This window comes from Rhizobium sp. YTUHZ044 (assembly GCF_051123975.1).
Taxonomy (GTDB): Bacteria; Pseudomonadota; Alphaproteobacteria; order Rhizobiales; family Rhizobiaceae; genus Rhizobium.
This window is the reverse complement of record NZ_CP101427.1, coordinates 31,834-49,664: the sequence shown is the minus strand read 5'-3', so window position 1 is coordinate 49,664 and position 17,831 is coordinate 31,834. Positions and strand designations below refer to the sequence as shown.

Sequence of the window (17,831 nt, the reverse complement as noted above, 5' to 3'; positions counted from 1 at the left end):
CAGATATTTGCGACGCTCTAACCGATGGAGGACTTTTTGGAGACCTGGAGCCTTACCACTTTAACGCGCCTGTTCGCAGCCGACCCGGAAGCGCTGGGCGATGTGGATGTAGCCGTGCCGGAACATGGGGACGTTATCTGCGTAACTCTCAAGGAAAGAGGCGATCTCGACGTCTTCGTCGCGGTGAGCGGAGAGCGCGATATTCTTGTCAGCGTTGTCCTGGTGCCATGCAAGGACGTGCCCAAGCGGGAGGCCTTCGAACGGATGGTTCTCAAGACGCACAAGTTCGTGCCGCTGTCGAGCTTCGGCATCACCACGATTGACGGTGAGGAATGGTACGAATTGTTCGGCTCGCTGTCGGCACGTTCGTCGGCCGAAACCGTGGTCGAGGAAGTCGCCATTCTGGCTGCCAATGCGGTCGACGCCGCACACATGATTGAAGAATGGAAAAGCGGGGAGATTGCAGCGTGAGCACCTGGGGAAAGATTTTCACCGCCATTCGCGGCGGCATTAACGAGGCAGCGGAAGCGGCCGCCGACAGCCAGTCGATGCGCATTCTCGACCAGGAAATCCGCGATGCCGAACAGTCGCTGCGCCGGGCGCGATCCGATCTGGCCGGTATCATGGCGTCGAACAAGAGCGTCATGCGCCGGCTTGAAGAAAACCGCGCGAAGGAAGCCAAGGACACCGACAGCGCCCGCGCGGCGATCTCAGCGGGCCGCACGGATCTGGCGCAGGGTCTCGCTCAGCGCATTGCCAACATTCGCGCCGAAACGCAGCGAGACCAGGAAGAGCTCGACCGGCTGCTGCCCCGCCAGCAGCAGATGCTGCGCACGATCCAGGAAACCGAATCGCGGATCGCTCAGATGAAACGCGAGGTGGAGAATGTCAAAGCCAACGAGTCGCTGCTGCGCGCTCAGTCGGCGATTGCCCATAACCAGTCGGGCATCAATACCCGTCTCGGCAGCGCCGTCCAAAGTCTCGAACGCATCAAGAAGCGCCAGGAAATGACGGCCGGGCGCATCGAGGCCGGCGCGGAACTGGCCGCGCTGGAAAACGGCAGCGATCTCGACCGTCAGCTGCGCGAGGCCGGCATTGGCGGTTCCCGTGAATCGGCGGACGACATCCTTGCACAGTTGATGGCACCAAAGCATTCGGCCGAGCCCGTCCTGCTCCCGCCGCCCGCTGGCAACAAGGACTGAGAATACCCGGAGCGGCCGCCCTGTCGGAGAGATCGAAGACAGAGCGGCCGCACGCCGAACTCTGACGTTGCAGCCGGCCAAGCCCGCGCTCGCCGACCGCGCCCATGACACCAGCACGATCCCGGGTTTCGACATCGATGCGGGTTGAACCGGAGCTCTTGCAGCGACGGGCGCGTCCCGAATTCACTTGAATGTCATGCATTTGAATGGTCATCGAGGCGATGCGCATCGGCGATTTCCGCCTTGCGCTTGCCGTCAAAGCACGCTAATTGGCCACTGTTATGTTATTACATCACTGGACGGGCACAAGCCGTGCCGGCCAGTCAGAAGGGTTTCAGCGAATGAACAAGGCGATCACAACACTCAGCTACGCACTGGCTGTATCCGCAACATTGACTTTTGCAGGAATGGCAGGCGCTGAGACATCTTCGGGAAACAATCACAGCCACAGCCATTCCCACGATAAACAGGGGTCGGTGTATGATGGGTATTTCGACGACGATCAGGTAAAGGCGCGTGAACTGTCGGACTGGGAGGACGACTGGCAGTCCGTCTACCCCTTTCTTGTCGACGGAACCTTGGATCCGGTGATGGCCGACAAGGCGAGACATGGCGATAAGAGCGCCGGAGAATATCGTGCCTACTACGACACGGGATACAAGACCGACGTCGACCGGATCGTCATCAACGGAAAGAAGGTTACCTTTTTCCGTGGCAAGGACTCCGTCAGCGGAGACTACGAGACGGATGGCCGCGAAATCCTCACCTATAAGAAGGGTAATCGAGGGGTTCGTTTCATCTTCAGGAAAAGCGCCGGCGATGACGCCGCACCGCAGTTCATTCAGTTCAGCGACCACCTCGTCGCCCCTGAGAAGGCGGATCACTACCATCTCTATTGGGGCAACGACCGTGCCGCACTACTGAACGAGGTCACCAACTGGCCGACCTATTACCCATCGAGCCTGAATGGGAAACAGATCGCCGAGGAGATGCTGAGCCACTGACTAGCTGACACCGAGAAAGTGCCTGAGCTCGGCAGTTTGCGGATCGGCGAAGACATCCTCCGGCCGACCGGCTTCATGGACACGGCCCTGATGCATGAAGACGACGCGGCTGCAGACGTCGCGGGCGAACCGCATCTCGTGCGTGACCATCAGCAGCGTCATTCCCTCGGCGGCAAGTTCGCGCACGACGGCCAGAACTTCGGCGACCAGTTCCGGATCGAGCGCCGATGTGATCTCGTCGCAAAGAAGGGCGGTCGGCTGCATGGCGAGCGCGCGGGCGATGGCGACGCGCTGCTGTTGTCCGCCCGAGAGCTCGTCCGGATAGGCATCGAACCTGTGGCCCAGACCTACCCGCTCCAGCATCCTGCGGGCGGTCGCTTCCGCTTCGGCCTTGGGTGTCTTTTTGACCACCGTCTGCGACAGCATGACGTTGCCGCCGGCAGTCAGATGCGGGAAAAGATTGAATTGCTGAAAGATCATGCCGACCTTCAGACGCAGCGCCTTCAGGTGAACTTCGTCATCGAGAAGCTGTGCGCCGGCCACGGAGATGGAACCGTCGGTGATGGTCTCCAGGCCATTGATGCAGCGAAGCAGGGTCGATTTGCCCGAGCCGCTCTTGCCGATAATGGCAATGACCTCGCCAGGCTCGACATTCAGATTGATGCCTTTCAGCACCTCGTTGGATCCGTAGCTCTTGCGGACGTCAGTGATTTCGATGAGCGACATTGAGTTTTCTCTCCAGGATCTGGCTGCTTTTCGACAAGGGCCAGCAAAGGGCAAAATAGATGAGCGCCACGAGCCCATAGACGGTGAAGGGCTGGAAGGTGGCGTTGGTGACCACGGTGCCTGCCTTCGACAATTCGACGAAGCCGATGATCGAGGTCAGCGCCGTGCCCTTGATGATCTGAACGGAGAAACCGACGGTCGGCGGTATGGCGATCCTCAGCGCCTGTGGAAGAATGACGTAGCGCATCTGCTGCAGACGGCCCATGCCGAGGCTGGCGGAGGCTTCCCATTGCCCCTTCGCAACCGCTTCGACGCAGCCCCGCCAGATCTCGGTGAGAAAGGCGGCGCTCCATAGGATCAGCGCCAATCCCGCCGCAAGCCAGGCCGGCACGTCTATTCCGAAGAGGCCGAGACCGAAAAAGGCGATGAAGAGCTGCATCAGCAGCGGCGTACCCTGGAAGAGCTCGATATAATATTTCGCAAACGCCCGGCCGGCCTTGCGCCTGCTGATGCGCAGGAACAGCAGGCCCAAGCCGACCAGGCTGCCGCCGACGAACGAGACGAGCGAAAGGAGGATCGTCCAGCGGGTGGCAAGCAGCAGGTTGCGCAGAATGTCCCAGAGCGTGAACGTGATCATCGTGCTGCTCTCCTCGGGAAAATGAACCAGCCGATCAGGCCCAGCACCTGCCGGAGCAGGATCGCCAGCGCGAGATAGATTGATGTCGAGACGATGTAGGCCTCGAAGGCTCGAAAGGTTCGCGATTGTATGAAATTCGCGGCGAAGGTCAGATCCTCGGCGGCGATCTGCGATACGACCGCCGAGCCGAGCATGACGATGACCACTTGCGACGACAGCGCTGGCCAGATGCGCTGCAGCGACGGCACGAGAACGACATGGCGGAAAGTCTCGAAGCGCGTCATGGCGAGGCTCTCGCCTGCCTCGAACTGGCCTTTCGGCGTCGCCTGGATGCCGGCGCGGATAATCTCGCAGCTATAGGCGCCAAGGTTGACGACCATCGCAAGATTGGCGGCTGTCAATTCGGAAAGGTGGAGGCCGAGCGACGGCAGACCGAAGAAGATGAAGAAAAGCTGGATCAGGAACGGGGTGTTGCGGATCAGTTCCACATAGGCCGCAGCGACCGGCTTCAGCCAGACCGGGCCAAGCGCCCGCACCCAAGCGCAGACGATGCCGAGCGAAATGCCGAGCACACCACCGATCGCGATAAGCTCCAGGGTGATCAGCACACCCTTGATGATCTCGGGATAATATTGAAGCAGCCAGCCGAATTCGAAATGGTAGCTCAAGGAATGTCCCCTCTCGCGGTGACGGAGCGCATGTCATCCCGCGGCCGCAGGAGACATGCGCGAGACCCTGGTTTCCTTAAAGATCGGACGGCAGACCGGCACCGAGCCACTTCTGCGATATCGCATTCAAGCTGCCATCGGCTTTGGCGGCGGCGACAATGCCGTTCACCTTCTCCAGAAGCGCGGACTGTTCCTTGTTGAGGCCGATGTAGCAGGGCGAGTTCTTGATCAGAAACTTCAGCTCAGGGCGCTTGGGAGGGTTTTTGGCGAGGATCGCAGCCGCCACGACGTTGCCGGTAGCAATGATGTCGACCTGGCCGGAGAGGAACGCCGAGATGGTGCCGTTATTGTCCTCGTAACGCTTGATGGTCGCATCGGCCGGCGCGATCTTCGTCAGCTCGAGATCCTCCACGGCGCCGCGTGTGACGCCGATGCTCTTGCCCGCGAGATCTTCCGCCTTGGCGACCGAAAGATCGGCCGGACCGAACACGCCGTTGAAGAAGGGCGCGTAGGCGACCGAGAAATCGATCACCTTTTCGCGCTCCGCATTCTTGCCGAGGCTCGATATGACGAGATCGACCTTGTTCGTCTGCAGATAGGGGACGCGGTTGGCGCTCGTGACCGGCACAAGTTCGGCTTTGACGCCAAGCTTTTGGGCAATGAGATTGGCCATGTCGATATCGTAGCCCACCGGCGCCATATCGGTGCCGACACTGCCGAAAGGCGGGAAATCCTGCGGGACTGCGACACGCAACGTACCGCGCGCCGTAATGTCGGCAAGAGCATCGGCGTGAGACGGCGAGTTGAAGCTGAAGGTCGCGGCGAGAGCCGCGATTGCGAAGAAGATCCGTCTGGTCAGCATGTGTTCATTGCTCCTTTGATGGTGTGATTTTTGGGTCTGACGGCTGGGAGATGGAGAACGCGGCCTTAGGCGGAAGCGACAGGGAATTGCGCAGATCCGAAAGCGGATCCGGACGCGCCGTGAGGTCGAGGCCCATCTCCACTTCATCAAGATGTTCGACGGAGAGCTCCGCGGCTCTGACGAAATCCCCTGCCTGCATGGCCTCGAAAATACGGCAGTGCCCCTCATGGGACTGCGCCGCATGAAATTCGGATTGATAGAGCATCGAAATGAGGATCGTCCTTGCGGTCAGGTCGCGCAGGATGTCGACGATGATCGTGTTGCCGCTCAATTCCGCAATGCGGATATGGAAATCGCCCATCAAATAGGTCAGGCGCTGGCGGTCGCCCGCCGCCATCGCGTTCCGCTCCGCGTTCAGATGGGCGTCGAGAGCCTTGCGTCCCTCCTCCGTCAGCACGCCCATGCTGCGCAGCAATCCGGCCTCGACGACACGCCTTGCATCATAGACGGCGATCGCATCCTCAGCGGAGGGCTCGACGACGAACCAGCCGCGCCGGGGGCTGACATGCACGATGCCGCGTGTCTCCAGACGCATCATGGCTTCACGGACGCGGGTTCGGGACACGCCGAAGAGCGCCGCCAGCTGATTTTCGCCAAGACGCGTGCCCGGCCGAATCTTGGCAGAAAGGATCCCGGAGACGATCGTTGCCTCAATGGATTTCTGCGTGGTCTCGGATGCGTGGCTATCTTGCATACAAGACAGGAAGCAAAGCTCGTGCCAAAATTTTGCGCCGAGGATTTCCAAGATGCCTGGGATGCTCCGAGCAAAATTTGCCCGCCAGGCATGCAGACTGACTGTAATTTATGCGGGGCTGCCCCTCCCCCGCATCGGCCTGTCACCGATGCCGGGGCAAGTTCATAGGCCCGACCGACTTGCCCCCGACCCTGCGGATCGGGACCGGGGCAACGCTTTGCCAGTCGTCGTCAATCGATCGTGCGCGCCAACACCTGCGGCGTCGAAGACAACCCTATCCCGCGTGACGGGGCAAACCCATCGCCGTCGCCGGTTTTAGTGGAAGCTCGAGGTTTTGAGAAATTCCGCCAACCGTTCGGTTTTCGGGCGCACGAACATTTCCTTCGGATCGCCCTCCTCGCAGATGACGCCCTGGTTCATGAAGATTACGCGCGACGAAACCTCGTAGGCGAAACGCATTTCATGGGTGACGAGCAGCATGGTCATGCCATCGGCAGCAAGCCCCTTGATCACCTGCAGGACTTCGCCCACCAATTCCGGATCGAGCGCGGAGGTCACTTCGTCGAACAGCATCAGCCGCGGCGACATGGCGATGGCGCGGGCAATCGCAACACGCTGCTGCTGGCCGCCGGAGAGCTGACCGGGATAATGGTTGGCGCGGGCGGCGAGGCCGACCCGGTCGAGCCATTTTTCGGCAATGATGCGGGCTTCCGGTTTCGTCATCTTCTTCACCTTGACGAGGCCGAGCATGACGTTTTCGGCAGCACTCATATGCGGGAAGAGATTGAACTGCTGAAAAGCCATGCCGGTCAGGGCGCGCTGACGGGCAATCTCCTTCTCGCTCTTGCGCCGGCGCGTCGCGCCGTCGACGTGATAGCCGATCTCCTCGCCGTCGAGGCGGATCGTGCCGCCCTGGAATTCCTCGAGCATGTTGACGCAGCGCAGCAAGGTGGTCTTGCCGGAGCCTGAGGAGCCGATGATGGAGATGACCTCGCCTTCCTGAACGGCGCAATCGACCCCCTTGAGAACTTCGTGGATACCGTAAGTCTTGCGCAGACCCTTGATGTCGAGAATGGTCTTGGCCATCGGAAAGTCTCCTCAGGACGGCAGGGCGGTCTTGCGCTCGACATATTTGCCGAAGTGCTCGATGCCGTAGTTGACGATGAAATAGAGACCGCCGGCCAGAAAATAGAACTGGAGGCTCATGAAATTGCGGGAGATGATCTCCTGCGTGCGCAGGAGAAGCTCGGCGACGCCGATGACGGAGAGCAGCGTCGAGGCCTTCACCATCTCGGCCGCCGTATTCACCCAGGCCGGCAGACACTGGCGCATGGCCTGCGGCCACAGCACCGAGGTGAAAGTCTGGGTAAAGGTCAGACCGATCGCCTTGGCCGCTTCGGTCTGGCCCTTCGGGATCGCCTGAAGCGCTCCGCGCACGATTTCGCCGACATGGGAAGAGCAGAAGACGGCAAGGGCGAGGACGCCGGCGGAGAACGGTCCGAGATCGAGACCGACCGCGGCGGAGACATAATAGCTTGCCAGTACGAGCACGAGCACCGGTGTGCCGCGGATGATATCCGTATAGGCACGCACGAGGAGACGTAAGACGATGCCGCCGTAAACCAGCGCCAGACCGACAAAAACACCGAGCACGGAGCCCGCGAGAATGGCCAGCAGCGAGATCGACACCGTCATGGCAATGCCGTTCATGATGACGTAGCGGGCGATCCAGAGTTGTTCGAGAAAGGTGTGAGACATCGGGACTATCTCGGCAGGGCAAGACGGCGCTCGACGAGGCGCATCAAGGCGGCGATGAGGAAACAGGTGGCGACATAGAGGGCTGATGTAACCATCCATGTTTCGATGACGCGGAAACTCTCGACATTGATCTTGCGGGCGGCAAAAGTCAGCTCGGGCACAGCGATGGCAGCGGCAAGCGAGGTGTCCTTGAAGAGCGAGATGATCGTCGAGGATAGCGACGGCAGAACGTTGCGCAGCATCAGCGGTGCGATGATCGAGCTGCGGATCTGCATTGCCGTCAGGCCGATGGCAAGGCCGGCTTCCGTCAACCCTCTCGGGATCGACAGCAGTCCGGCACGGAACACCTCGGCCAGATAGGCCCCGGAATAGAGCGAAAGAACCAGCACGAAGCTTTTCATCTTGTCGAGGCGCAAGCCCATCTGCGGCAGCGCGAAAAAGGCGAAAAGCACCAGAACGAGAATCGGCAGGTTGCGAATGACGGTGACATAGCCGCGCGCCGGCACGAGCGCGAAGCGGCTCCTCGACGTCAGCGCGAAAGCCATCACAAGACCGATTGCGGCCCCGATCAGGATCGAGATCGCGGCAAGGCCGAGGCTGAGGGCAAGTCCGCTTAAGAGAAAGTCGAAATTGCGCCAGACGGCAGCGAAGTTCAGTGTGTAACCCATGCGGGTCCTTTCAGACCAGAGCATGCCGCCGAGCCTGTGAGCGGGCCGGACGACGTCATCTCCAATCATTCGATCCAGAAGCGGACTGAGATCTTAGCCAGACCTAGACCGAGATCATCCTGTTCCAGCGGAGCGGGAGCAAGCTCCCGCCCCGCATCGCGGTCACTTGAATTCGACGGGGAAACCGATCTGCGGCGGCGCCAGATCCTTACCGAACCAGGTCTTGAAGGATTTGGCATAGAAGTCGAACTCGACACCGGTCATCGCTTCGTGAAGAGCGGTGTTGACGAAGTTCAGCCAATCCTGATCACCGCGCTTGACGGCGCAGGCATAGGTCTGTGGGTTCCAGCCGTAGCCGGCATCCTTGTAGCGGCCCTGGTTCTGCGTCATGTACCAGGCGAGCGACGACTGGTCCGTGGCGGCGGCATCGGCACGCCCCGACTCCAGCGCCTGATAGATCAGGTCGACGGATTCATACTGGTCGACGGTCGCCTCCGGCAATGCGGCGTGCACCATAGCTTCGGCGTATACGTTCTGGAGAACCGAGATGGTGACCGAGGAGCCGGCAGCCTTCAGAGCGGCATAATCAGCGTATTTTCCATCCGCCTTGAGCATCAGGCCGACGCCCTCACGATAATAGGGAATGGTGAAGGCGACCTGCTGGGCGCGTTCGCCCGTAACGGTCATGAACTGGCAGGTGATGTCGACCTTATCGGTGGTGATGTTCGGAATGCGGGCGTCCGACGACTGGTTGACAAATTCGATCTTATCCGGATCGCCGAACAGGGCCTTGGCGACGATGTGGCCCATGTCGACATCGAAGCCCTGAAGCTTGTCGTCCGCGCTCTTGAAGTGCCAGGGCGCATTGGTGCTGCCCGTGCCGAGCACGAGATGGCCGCGGGCCAGCACCTCGTCGAGCTTGCTGCCCTCGGCAAGCACAGGCGTCGACACCAGGGCGGCGACGGCCAGCGACATCAGGCCGGCGCGAAAGGAAATGATCATGGCGTTCCCCTTGTAGATGTTTCGATGATCCAATATACTGGACATGTGTCTATTTTATTGGATTTCAATATCAAGTGCCATCGGCGGTGAATTGTCAATGGGGCATGCCGAAAAAACGCGCAGCAGAGTGCTTGGCGGTTTTTTCGGCAGCGCAACATTTTGCGGTTGGTTTTCGGTTGCGCTTGCGGCGGCCCGATAGCTTCGGGCCGCGATATAGGAAGGGGAAGCCTTTCAGCCACGCAATAGGCGTTCATCGCCGCCAGGCCGGCGTGCAGCGCGAATATTCACAGGCCCTTGATGGGGTTTACCACACGGTCTCTTTTTGAAGGGGCGTTACCCGCCGGATAAGCGACTTTCTCAGCCGCCTTTCAACTGTGCCATCGCAAGCAGCGTATCGGCGCTGATCGTCGCCGAGCCGGTCAGGATGGAAAGCGCCGTCGACGTGGTGCCGGTGCCGTTCGCCATATCGTACATGGCGGTAAAGCGCTTGATCAGATCGTCGACCTTGTCCGGATCGGCGAGGTCCTTGATGTCGATGAAATTCTCGATCATCTCGGCCTGCTTGTCGACGTCCATATTCGAGACATAGCGGGACAGGTTAAAGCTCGTGGTGAAAAATTCGAACAGCGCGCTGTCGCCCAGAATGTCATAGGCACTCGAGATCTCCGGTGCCTTGCGTTCGAAATAGAGTGCAAGGCGCACGCCGGTGTTGCTGTCGCCCTGATCATCCTCGAGCGTCAGCCTGACATAGGCGTCGACCGTTTCCAAGACGTCGCCGCGCTGCTGCACCGTCCCGGTAGGATCAGCCGAGATATTGCCGTCCTGGTCAAAATTGAACGAGCCGACCAGTTCGGCGAAGCGGTTGTCTTCGAGCTTGTTGACGTAGCTGTCTTCGTCGTCGAGATCGGACGAAAACATCTTCTCCAGGTCGTCCGACGTGACGTCCTCCGGATCCAAGCCCTTCGCCTGAAGCGCAAAGGCAACCAGCCGGTCGTCAGCGAGAAACTCGCTGGCAGAGGTGATCGTCGCCATCTGGTCACGGAAATAGGTGATCTCCTCATCCGCGGCGTCGGTCGCCTCGGTCAGCTCGTCACCTTCGAAATATCGGATCTTGTTCTGCTTGTAATAGGCGGCATAGTCATCGACGACCGATTCCGACATCGCCTGCAGCGGGACGGTCACATCGCCTTCGCTGTCGAAGTTGAAGGCATTGCGAAACGCCTCGAACCGATCGTCCTTCAAGCTGTTGACATAGCTCTTCGGATCGCTGGGATCACTTTCGAGGATCTTCCGGACTTCGCTTTTCGAGACCTCGCCGGAGTCTATGCCAAATGCCCGCAGCGCCATCTCCCATAATTCAGGGAGATCGTCGTTGTCGTCATCGTCATCATCGCCGTTCGACACCAGGAAATCGTCGATCGAGGTGACGCTGGCAATGCGTGTCGTATAGTTGTCAACCGCATCTTCCGTGTCGGTATTGGCGATCAGCACCTGGTAGTTTTCATCGAAGGCCGCCGTGGTCGCGGCCGTCTGTTCCGACGTCTGGGCCGTGTCGCCGTCGGCAAGCGCGCCGTCCTCATCGAAATTGAAGGCGTCGTGCAGGTCGGACAAGCCGATCGCGTCGGCGGTGTCGGCGCTTTTCAGGGCCGCGGAGATGAAATTGTCAGTTTCGGTGTCGGAAAGACCGTAGGCTGTTCTGAGATAGGACACCAGCTTGTCGTCGCTCATTAATTGATCGACAGAGGTGATGTTTCCGATCTGAGCAGCGAAATAAGTATCATAAGCCTCCCCGGTCTCCGTAGAAGCGATCGTCGATGATGCCACGGCATAAGCGCTTGTCACCAGCGATAGCTGGTCTTCCGACATCACCTCGCCGTCGACCGAGCCGTCCTGGCTGAAATTGAAGGCCTTTGCCAGGCTGACATAGACATCATCGTCGAGCTGATTGACGAAGCTGTCGGCATCGTCGAGATCGCTCGTCAGAACATCCTTGAGAAAGCTGGTCGATGTGTATTCGGTGCTGAGACCGAAAGCCGTCAGCACATAGTTCTTCAGCCGCGAGCTCGACAGCAACTCGTCGACGGATGTGATCGACGAGATATTCTCCTCGAAATAATCGGTCTCGTCCTCGATGTTCTCGGCCTCGGTGTCGAATGAGTCTTCGTAAGTATCAAGCAGATTGTCCCGCTGCGCATCCGATTGCGCCGTCTTCGTCTCGCCGGAGAATTTGAAGGCGGCGGCGAACTCGGCATAGCGGCCGTCGCTCAAGCTGATAGCGAAGCTCGATGAATCGCTGAGGTCGCTCTCCAGCACCTTCTTCATGAAGGCCTTGGCGTAGGTCATGTCTTCGAGGCCGTAGGCCTTCATCGCATAGGAATAGAGCTTGTAATCGCTCATGAATTCATCGACGGTCGTGACCTTGCCGATGTTTTCCTTGTAATAGGCGCTGTCGCGAGCAACCGTGGCCTGAGACGCAACGCTGGAGAGACTGGCGTTCAGATTTCGCGCGACCGCGAGATAGCTTACATAGGTGGAAACCAACGTCCGTCCTCTTCATAGGCGCGTCAACGCGCGTGAAAGCCTGCCGGCAGCCACGGTGGAACTTTTCGTCTTTACGGGAATATCGTCGCCGGTCATGGCGAAGCACAGCCACCTGCATGTGGCCGAATCGACTTAATGGAACTCTATAGTTCTATAAATCATCCAATCGGGAATTGGAAGCTTGAAATCGAGGGATCTCCACCACCAGTTCAAGCGGCCCCGACACCGGCGGCGAAGATCGCGATGCAGCGGTGAAGATGGGCCAGCATCAGGGTCCGGTCCGGCCAGGCTTGCACGCGGCCTTCCGGAGGGCCCATGCCGCCAAAGATCATATCCATCAGCATGCGGGCGCCGCTCTCCGGATCATCCAGCGACAGCCTACCTTCCGACCGGCGATCGCTCAGCCAGTCGGCGAGATGCTGCCGGCTGGCGAGTATGCCTTCGCGCTGGAGAATGTCGATAAGCTCGGGGAACTGAGCCGCTTCGCGAAAGACAAGCTGTAGGAAGCCGGCGCGTTCCGCATCCGTATCCTCGTCCATGTCGATCATGAAGATACGCTCGAGACTCTCGGCGATCGAGATATCTTCGGCAGGCCTCGGCAGGTCGAGCATCAGGCGCCGATGCGCGCCGACCACGGCGGCAAACAGCTCTTCCTTGCTCTGAAACAGCTTGTAGAGCGTCTGCTTGGAGACACCCGCCTCCGAGGCGACGATCGCGGTCGTGCTTCCGGCATAACCGTATTTTACGAAAACGCGGCGGGCGACCTCGACGATATGCGTCCGCTTGTCTTCATCGCTGGAGACTTTAGGCCTGCCTCTTTTGCGCGGCTCATCTGCGGGGTCGTCGACGATATCCATGACGATCAGACCGCTTTGCCGACGCGCATGCCAACGATCGCGAGAAGCAGCCTGTTATTTCTGAGGGATGATTTTTTCGGTTGTGGCATTAGTAAATTCGATTTAGAGAACCCATAAGTTCTGTAATGCGTTGCATCCCCACCCTCAAGCGATGGAGCGCCTATGACGACCATTTCGGCCGCCACGTCAGTCTCTTCCCATTCCTATAGCAAGAGCTCGACATCCACATCCCAGGACATCCTATCCTGTAGTACGGTTTCGGCGAAAAAATCAACCACAAGCAGGCAGCTCGACGAAGACTCGTCCAGCAGCGCCGACAAACTGATGGCCCAGCTGGTGACGCTGGCAATGAACCGTTTCGACCAGTCCGGCTCCACCGGCGAAGCCGACGGCGGCGCAGGCATGGACGTTGCCGATCTGGATACCGACGGCTATGTGAGCAAGGCCGAGTTCGTCGCGGCCCGGCCGTCCGATGTCAGCGAGGATCAGGCAGGAACGCTGTTCGACAGCTTCGACAGCGAAGGCGCAGGCTCGCTGTCGGTCGATGCACTCGCCGAGGCGATGTCCGCCCAGCGGTCGGAACGTCCCGATGGCGCGCCCCCGCCGCCGCCAGGCGACGATGATCAGCTGGCGTCCATGCTCGCCGATCTCGATACCGATGGCGACGGACTCGTCAGCAAGGCCGAATTCGTCGCAGGCCGTCCGTCCGATGTCAGCGAAAATCAGACAGGAACGCTGTTCGACAGCTTCGACAGCGAGGGCGCCGGTTCGCTGTCGGTCGACGCGGCAACCCAAGCCATGTCCGCCCAGCAGTCGGAGCGTCCCCAGGGGCCGCCGCCGTCCGAGGACGAAGACCAGTTCGCCTCCCTGCTTTCCGATCTCGATACGAATGGAGATGAGGTGGTGAGCCTCGACGAATTCATGGCCGGCAAGCCTGACGATGTCACCGAAAGCCAGGCGAGCCAGCTCTTCGATCTGCTCGACACCTCAGGCACCGGTTCATTGTCCACACAGTCCGCGGCCTGACGCCGGCAGGACGTCGTAGTTGCGGTTTCTGGAGGACTGCAATGGCGACGGACTGAAGCGGCACGGCGGTTGAGAGCCTTCGGCCGGGCCGCTTCTTATTATTCGAATGGTGCGCGGTATCAGGCGCACGATGTCACACGCTCGGATGAACCGACGCGACGAGAGCCATCACGGGGTCAGTCCAGACAATCAGATCATCGACCGGAACCGGCCTATGCCCGGCGCCTGACGATGTCTTGCGCCCGCAATCCAGGCCCTGGAAGCCTGTCGTCACATGGCATGTTCCCAAACCTTGAAGGATCGAGCTATGAGCATTTTTGGAAGCATGAAAACCGCCGTCTCCGGCATGAGCGCGCAGGCAAACCGGCTGAGCACGGTTTCCGACAACATCGCCAACGCCAACACCGTCGGCTACAAGGCCGTTTCCACCTCCTTTTCGTCGCTGGTCCTGCCGTCCTCCTCGGGTAATTACAATTCCGGCGGCGTCCAGACATCCGTGCGCCAGGCGATTTCCGAGCAGGGCGACATTTCCTATACGACCTCGGCCTATGATCTGGCGATCTCCGGAGACGGGTTCTTCATCGTCGAAAGCGCCGACGGCACGCCGGTACTCACCCGCGCCGGCGATTTCTCGGTCGACAGCGATGGCAACCTGGTCAACAGCGCCGGCTACACACTGATGGGATATTCCTATGATTCAGGCGTGCCGGCTGTTGTCGTCAACGGCTTCGACGGGCAGGTGCCGGTCAACGTATCCCAATCAGGTCTGAGCGCGATCGCCTCGACGAGCGCCTATTTTAGCGGCAACCTGAATTCCGAGGCGACCGTCGTCACCGATACCACCACGCTGCCGAGCGCCAACACCACAAGCGTCACCGGCGATACGCAGAAAATGTCGCTGGTCGCCTATGACAGCCTCGGCGCCACCGTCCAGTACGACTACTATTTCACCAAGACGGGTGTCACGACCGATGCCAGCGGCGCGGTCACCGGCAGCAGCTGGGAGGTTGCGGCCTACCGCAATGCCGATGCGGCGACCGGCGGCACGACCTCCTTCCCCTACTCCTCCAGTGCGGTGAGCGTCGCAACGCTCTCTTTCGATGCCGATGGCCAGCTAACGTCAGCGACGGATACCGACATCGTCGATCCGGTGACGGCAAAGACGATCACCATGGACTATTCCGACTTCACCCAGCTCGCCTCCGATTTTTCGGCGACGGGCTCGGCCGACGGCCAGGCCGCAAGCGCGGTGAGCTCGGTCTCGATCGGCACGGACGGCGTGGTGTCGGTCTCCTATGCCAACGGCACGACGAAATCCCTCTACCAGATCCCTCTCGCGACGGTCGCAAGCCCCGACAATCTGACCCTGCTCAGCGGCAACGTCTACACCGCCAACAACATGTCCGGCGTCACCGTCACCGGCTTTCCGCAGACGAACGGGCTCGGCTCCATCCAGTCCGGCGCGCTCGAAAGCTCGAATGTCGATCTCGCCGGCGAATTGACGGAGATGATCGAGGCGCAGCGCAGCTACACCGCCAATTCGAAGGTGTTTCAGACCGGCTCCGACATCATGGATGTCCTCGTCAACCTGAAGCGATAGAGGAAGCGCCCAGATGTCGCTGACGTCAGCCTTGAACAGTGTGCAGAATATTTTCAACAATACCGGCCAGCAGAGCAGCGTCGTCTCGACCAACATCGCCAATGTCGGAAATTCCAACTATGTCAGGCGGGAGGCGTCGATCACGACATCTCTTTCCGGCGCCCAGGTCGTCAGCATCAGCCGGGCGCAGGAAACTGCGCTCCTTGCCCAGTACCTGCAATCCAACGCCAAGGACAGCGCCCAGCAGACGCTCGTGACCGGCCTCGAAAGCCTGCAGTCGCTGATGGGCGGCAATGACTACGAGACGTCGCCGAGCACCTATCTCGCGGCATTCCAGGAGGCGCTTCAGACATATGCGACGTCGCCGAGCAACACGACCGCCGCGCAATCGGCCGTTACCGCCGCGCAGGATCTCGCCAATTCGCTGAATACCGCGAGCGACGGCGTCCAGTCGATGAGAGCCGAGGCGGACGCGGAAATCGCCACGCAGATCTCCTCGCTGAATACGCTGCTGTCGCAGTTCGAGGCGGCCAACAATGCGGTCAGGCTGGCGACATCGACCGGCGACGATACGTCCTCGGCGCTCGACGAATGGGAAAAGCTCCTGAAGCAGATCTCCTCGATCGTCGGCGTCACCTCCGTCGTGCGCGACAATAACGACATGGCACTCTATACCCCGGACGGCACCGTGCTGTTCGAGACCATACCGCGCACCGTCACATTCGCATCGACGGCAACGTATGTCGCCGGAACCGAGGGCAATGCCATCTATATCGACGGCGTGGCGCTCGATGCCGGCGAGGGTTCGACGACGAGTGCCTCGGGCAGCCTGCAGGCGCTGCTGCAGCTCCGCGACGAGATCGCCCCGACATTCCAGGACCAGCTCGACCAGATCGGCAAGGCCCTCGTCCAGGTCTTCTCGGAAACCGACGGCAGCACGAGCGCACCGGGACTTTTTACCTGGACGACGGCATCGGAGACAACGGGCGAAACGCCGTCTGATACCGACGATATTACCGGGATTGCCTCCACCATCTCGGTCAATCCCGCCGTCGTCACGAGCGAAGGCGGCGATGCGACCAAGCTGCGCGACGGAACGATTAGCGGCATCACCAATCTCAACACCTCCGGAGATAACGGTTTCTCCGACAATCTCGACGCCCTCTATCAGGCGCTGACGGAGCAACGCTCGTTCTCCGCCGACGCCGGTCTCGCCACAACCCAAAGCCTGACGGACTATGCCAGCGCCTCCATCGGCTGGCTCGAACAATATCGCAGCGACGCGACGTCGGCCTCCGAAACCACGGCCGCCGCCCTGTCTCGATCCGACGAGGACTTTTCCAACGAAACCGGTGTCAACCTCGACGAGGAGCTGACGCTCCTTCTCGACATCGAACAATCCTACAAAGCGGCGACGAAGATCCTGAACGTCATCGACGAGATGTTCCAGTCGCTCCTCGACATAGCGAGCTAGTCATGAAAGCATCTTTTGTCTCATCATCGGCAATGCAGAATGTTTTGCGGCTCACCATCAGCCAGTCCCAAAACAAGCTGCAGCAGGCCTCGACGGAGGCGACGACTGGAACTTACGCCGATATCGGCGTTTCCCTCGGGAGCGGCGCCGCAAAATCGATCAATCTTACCAGCGCGATCGCCCAGGCCGCCTCATTCAAAATGAGCAATTCCGTCGTCGCGCTCCGCATGGAAGCCTCCCAAACCGCTCTTTCCAGCCTCAAGGATGCCGGCGACAGCCTGGTCTCCAAGCTGACCGCGCTTCAGGCGAGCCATGATACGACGAGCATCGCTGTCGCCCTGCAATCGGCAGACGCCACGATGTCGCAGCTGATCTCGACGGCCAACACCTCAGTCAATGGCGAATTCCTGTTCGGCGGAACGAACCTCGACAGCCAACCCCTGACCGATCAATCCACGGCGGTCTCGGATACGATCATCACGGCGCTCAACGATTATGCAACCGGTCTTGGAAAAGACGTCAGTGAGCTGACGGGCGAGGAAATCGGCAGTTTCATTACCGACACGGTCGAGCCGATGTTCTCCGAAAGCAGCTGGACAGACGCTTCGAGCGGCTGGTCGAGCGCATCGAGCACCGACATGACGAGCCGGATCAGCGCATCGGAGACCATAACCTCATCGACCAATGCGAATTCCGAAGGCATGCGTTACCTCGCGCTTGCCTCCGTCGTCGTCTCCGCACTCTTCGGCCAGGATCTCAGTTCGGACGCGCAGAGCACCGTCGCATCCAAGGCGATCGGCTACGCGGCCCAGGCGACCTCGGGCATTGTGACGCAGCAGAGCGAGCTCGGCCTCTCGCAGGAGCGGCTCGAAAAGGCAAATGACGCGCTCGATGCCCAGTCGAGCCTGCTGCAAGGAAAGCTCGTCGACCTGCAGGGCGTCGACACCTATGAGGCTTCGACGCTCGTCAACCAGCTGCAGACGCAGCTGGAAACCGCCTACACGCTCGTCTCGAAACTCCAGAATCTTAGCCTGGTCAACTATCTCTGACGG

General features: G+C 60.1%; 18 protein-coding genes. 7 read left to right on the top strand and 11 right to left on the bottom strand.

Going from position 1 to position 17,831, the window contains the following annotated elements; genetic code table 11:
• Positions 1-24 precede the first annotated feature (24 nt).
• The 3 genes from NL154_RS23055 (at position 25) to NL154_RS23045 (ending at position 2,206) form a co-directional block, all read left to right on the top strand.
• Positions 25-471, top strand: a complete 447-nt coding sequence (locus NL154_RS23055; RefSeq protein WP_210631936.1) for a YjfI family protein — start codon at positions 25-27, stop codon at positions 469-471.
• Complete coding sequence (locus tag NL154_RS23050; RefSeq protein WP_210631935.1) at positions 468-1,202, top strand: PspA/IM30 family protein; 735 nt, start codon at positions 468-470, stop codon at positions 1,200-1,202. The genes NL154_RS23055 and NL154_RS23050 overlap by 4 nt, the downstream gene beginning before the upstream one ends.
• A 341-nt stretch (positions 1,203-1,543) precedes the next feature.
• Positions 1,544-2,206 (top strand): ZinT family metal-binding protein, encoded by a 663-nt coding sequence (locus tag NL154_RS23045; protein ID WP_221165081.1) that lies wholly within the window; start codon positions 1,544-1,546, stop codon positions 2,204-2,206.
• Here NL154_RS23045 and NL154_RS23040 read toward each other — a convergent pair whose 3' ends face one another.
• From NL154_RS23040 to NL154_RS22990, 11 genes are all read right to left on the bottom strand, one after another.
• Positions 2,207-2,932, bottom strand: coding sequence for an amino acid ABC transporter ATP-binding protein (locus NL154_RS23040; RefSeq protein ID WP_210631934.1), 726 nt, complete (start codon positions 2,930-2,932; stop codon positions 2,207-2,209).
• On the bottom strand, positions 2,910-3,569 hold the full coding sequence (locus NL154_RS23035) for an amino acid ABC transporter permease (RefSeq protein ID WP_184456575.1): 660 nt from the start codon (positions 3,567-3,569) through the stop codon (positions 2,910-2,912). Before NL154_RS23035 ends, NL154_RS23040 begins: the two co-directional genes overlap by 23 nt.
• A complete protein-coding gene (locus tag NL154_RS23030; RefSeq protein WP_210631932.1) occupies positions 3,566-4,237 on the bottom strand; it encodes an amino acid ABC transporter permease in 672 nt (223 codons plus the stop codon). The genes NL154_RS23035 and NL154_RS23030 overlap by 4 nt, the downstream gene beginning before the upstream one ends.
• Positions 4,238-4,313: 76 nt before the next feature.
• On the bottom strand, positions 4,314-5,099 hold the full coding sequence (locus NL154_RS23025; RefSeq protein WP_210631931.1) for a transporter substrate-binding domain-containing protein: 786 nt from the start codon (positions 5,097-5,099) through the stop codon (positions 4,314-4,316).
• A gap of 4 nt (positions 5,100-5,103) precedes the next feature.
• A complete protein-coding gene (locus NL154_RS23020; RefSeq protein WP_210631930.1) occupies positions 5,104-5,853 on the bottom strand; it encodes a GntR family transcriptional regulator in 750 nt (249 codons plus the stop codon).
• Positions 5,854-6,168: 315 nt separating this feature from the next.
• Entirely contained in the window at positions 6,169-6,939 is a 771-nt protein-coding gene (locus tag NL154_RS23015) for an amino acid ABC transporter ATP-binding protein (protein ID WP_221156726.1), read from the bottom strand.
• A 12-nt stretch (positions 6,940-6,951) separates the two neighbouring features.
• The gene (locus tag NL154_RS23010; protein ID WP_085781604.1) at positions 6,952-7,611 is read right to left on the bottom strand and encodes an amino acid ABC transporter permease; all 660 of its coding nucleotides are present in this window, start codon (positions 7,609-7,611) and stop codon (positions 6,952-6,954) included.
• Positions 7,612-7,616: 5 nt separating this feature from the next.
• Entirely contained in the window at positions 7,617-8,279 is a 663-nt protein-coding gene (locus NL154_RS23005) for an amino acid ABC transporter permease (protein WP_221124574.1), read from the bottom strand.
• 162 nt (positions 8,280-8,441) lie between these two features.
• A complete protein-coding gene (locus tag NL154_RS23000) occupies positions 8,442-9,281 on the bottom strand; it encodes a transporter substrate-binding domain-containing protein (RefSeq protein WP_210631927.1) in 840 nt (279 codons plus the stop codon).
• A gap of 357 nt (positions 9,282-9,638) precedes the next feature.
• Entirely contained in the window at positions 9,639-11,822 is a 2,184-nt protein-coding gene (locus NL154_RS22995) for a DUF1217 domain-containing protein (RefSeq protein WP_434734262.1), read from the bottom strand.
• Between the two features lie 209 nt (positions 11,823-12,031).
• The gene (locus tag NL154_RS22990) at positions 12,032-12,679 is read right to left on the bottom strand and encodes a TetR/AcrR family transcriptional regulator (RefSeq protein ID WP_210631925.1); all 648 of its coding nucleotides are present in this window, start codon (positions 12,677-12,679) and stop codon (positions 12,032-12,034) included.
• A 162-nt stretch (positions 12,680-12,841) separates the two neighbouring features.
• Between NL154_RS22990 and NL154_RS22985 the strand changes: the two genes are divergently transcribed.
• The 4 genes from NL154_RS22985 to NL154_RS22970 all read left to right on the top strand — a co-directional run bounded on the left by NL154_RS22985 (position 12,842) and on the right by NL154_RS22970 (position 17,828).
• Positions 12,842-13,705: an EF-hand domain-containing protein gene (locus NL154_RS22985; protein ID WP_434734261.1), complete on the top strand. Its 864-nt coding sequence runs from the start codon at positions 12,842-12,844 to the stop codon at positions 13,703-13,705.
• Positions 13,706-14,012: 307 nt separating this feature from the next.
• Positions 14,013-15,305: a flagellar hook protein FlgE gene (locus tag NL154_RS22980; protein ID WP_434734260.1), complete on the top strand. Its 1,293-nt coding sequence runs from the start codon at positions 14,013-14,015 to the stop codon at positions 15,303-15,305.
• A 13-nt stretch (positions 15,306-15,318) separates the two neighbouring features.
• The gene (gene flgK, locus NL154_RS22975) at positions 15,319-16,779 is read left to right on the top strand and encodes a flagellar hook-associated protein FlgK (RefSeq protein WP_434734259.1); all 1,461 of its coding nucleotides are present in this window, start codon (positions 15,319-15,321) and stop codon (positions 16,777-16,779) included.
• Positions 16,780-16,781: 2 nt separating this feature from the next.
• Positions 16,782-17,828, top strand: coding sequence for a flagellar hook-associated family protein (locus NL154_RS22970; RefSeq protein WP_434734258.1), 1,047 nt, complete (start codon positions 16,782-16,784; stop codon positions 17,826-17,828).
• Positions 17,829-17,831 lie beyond the last annotated feature (3 nt).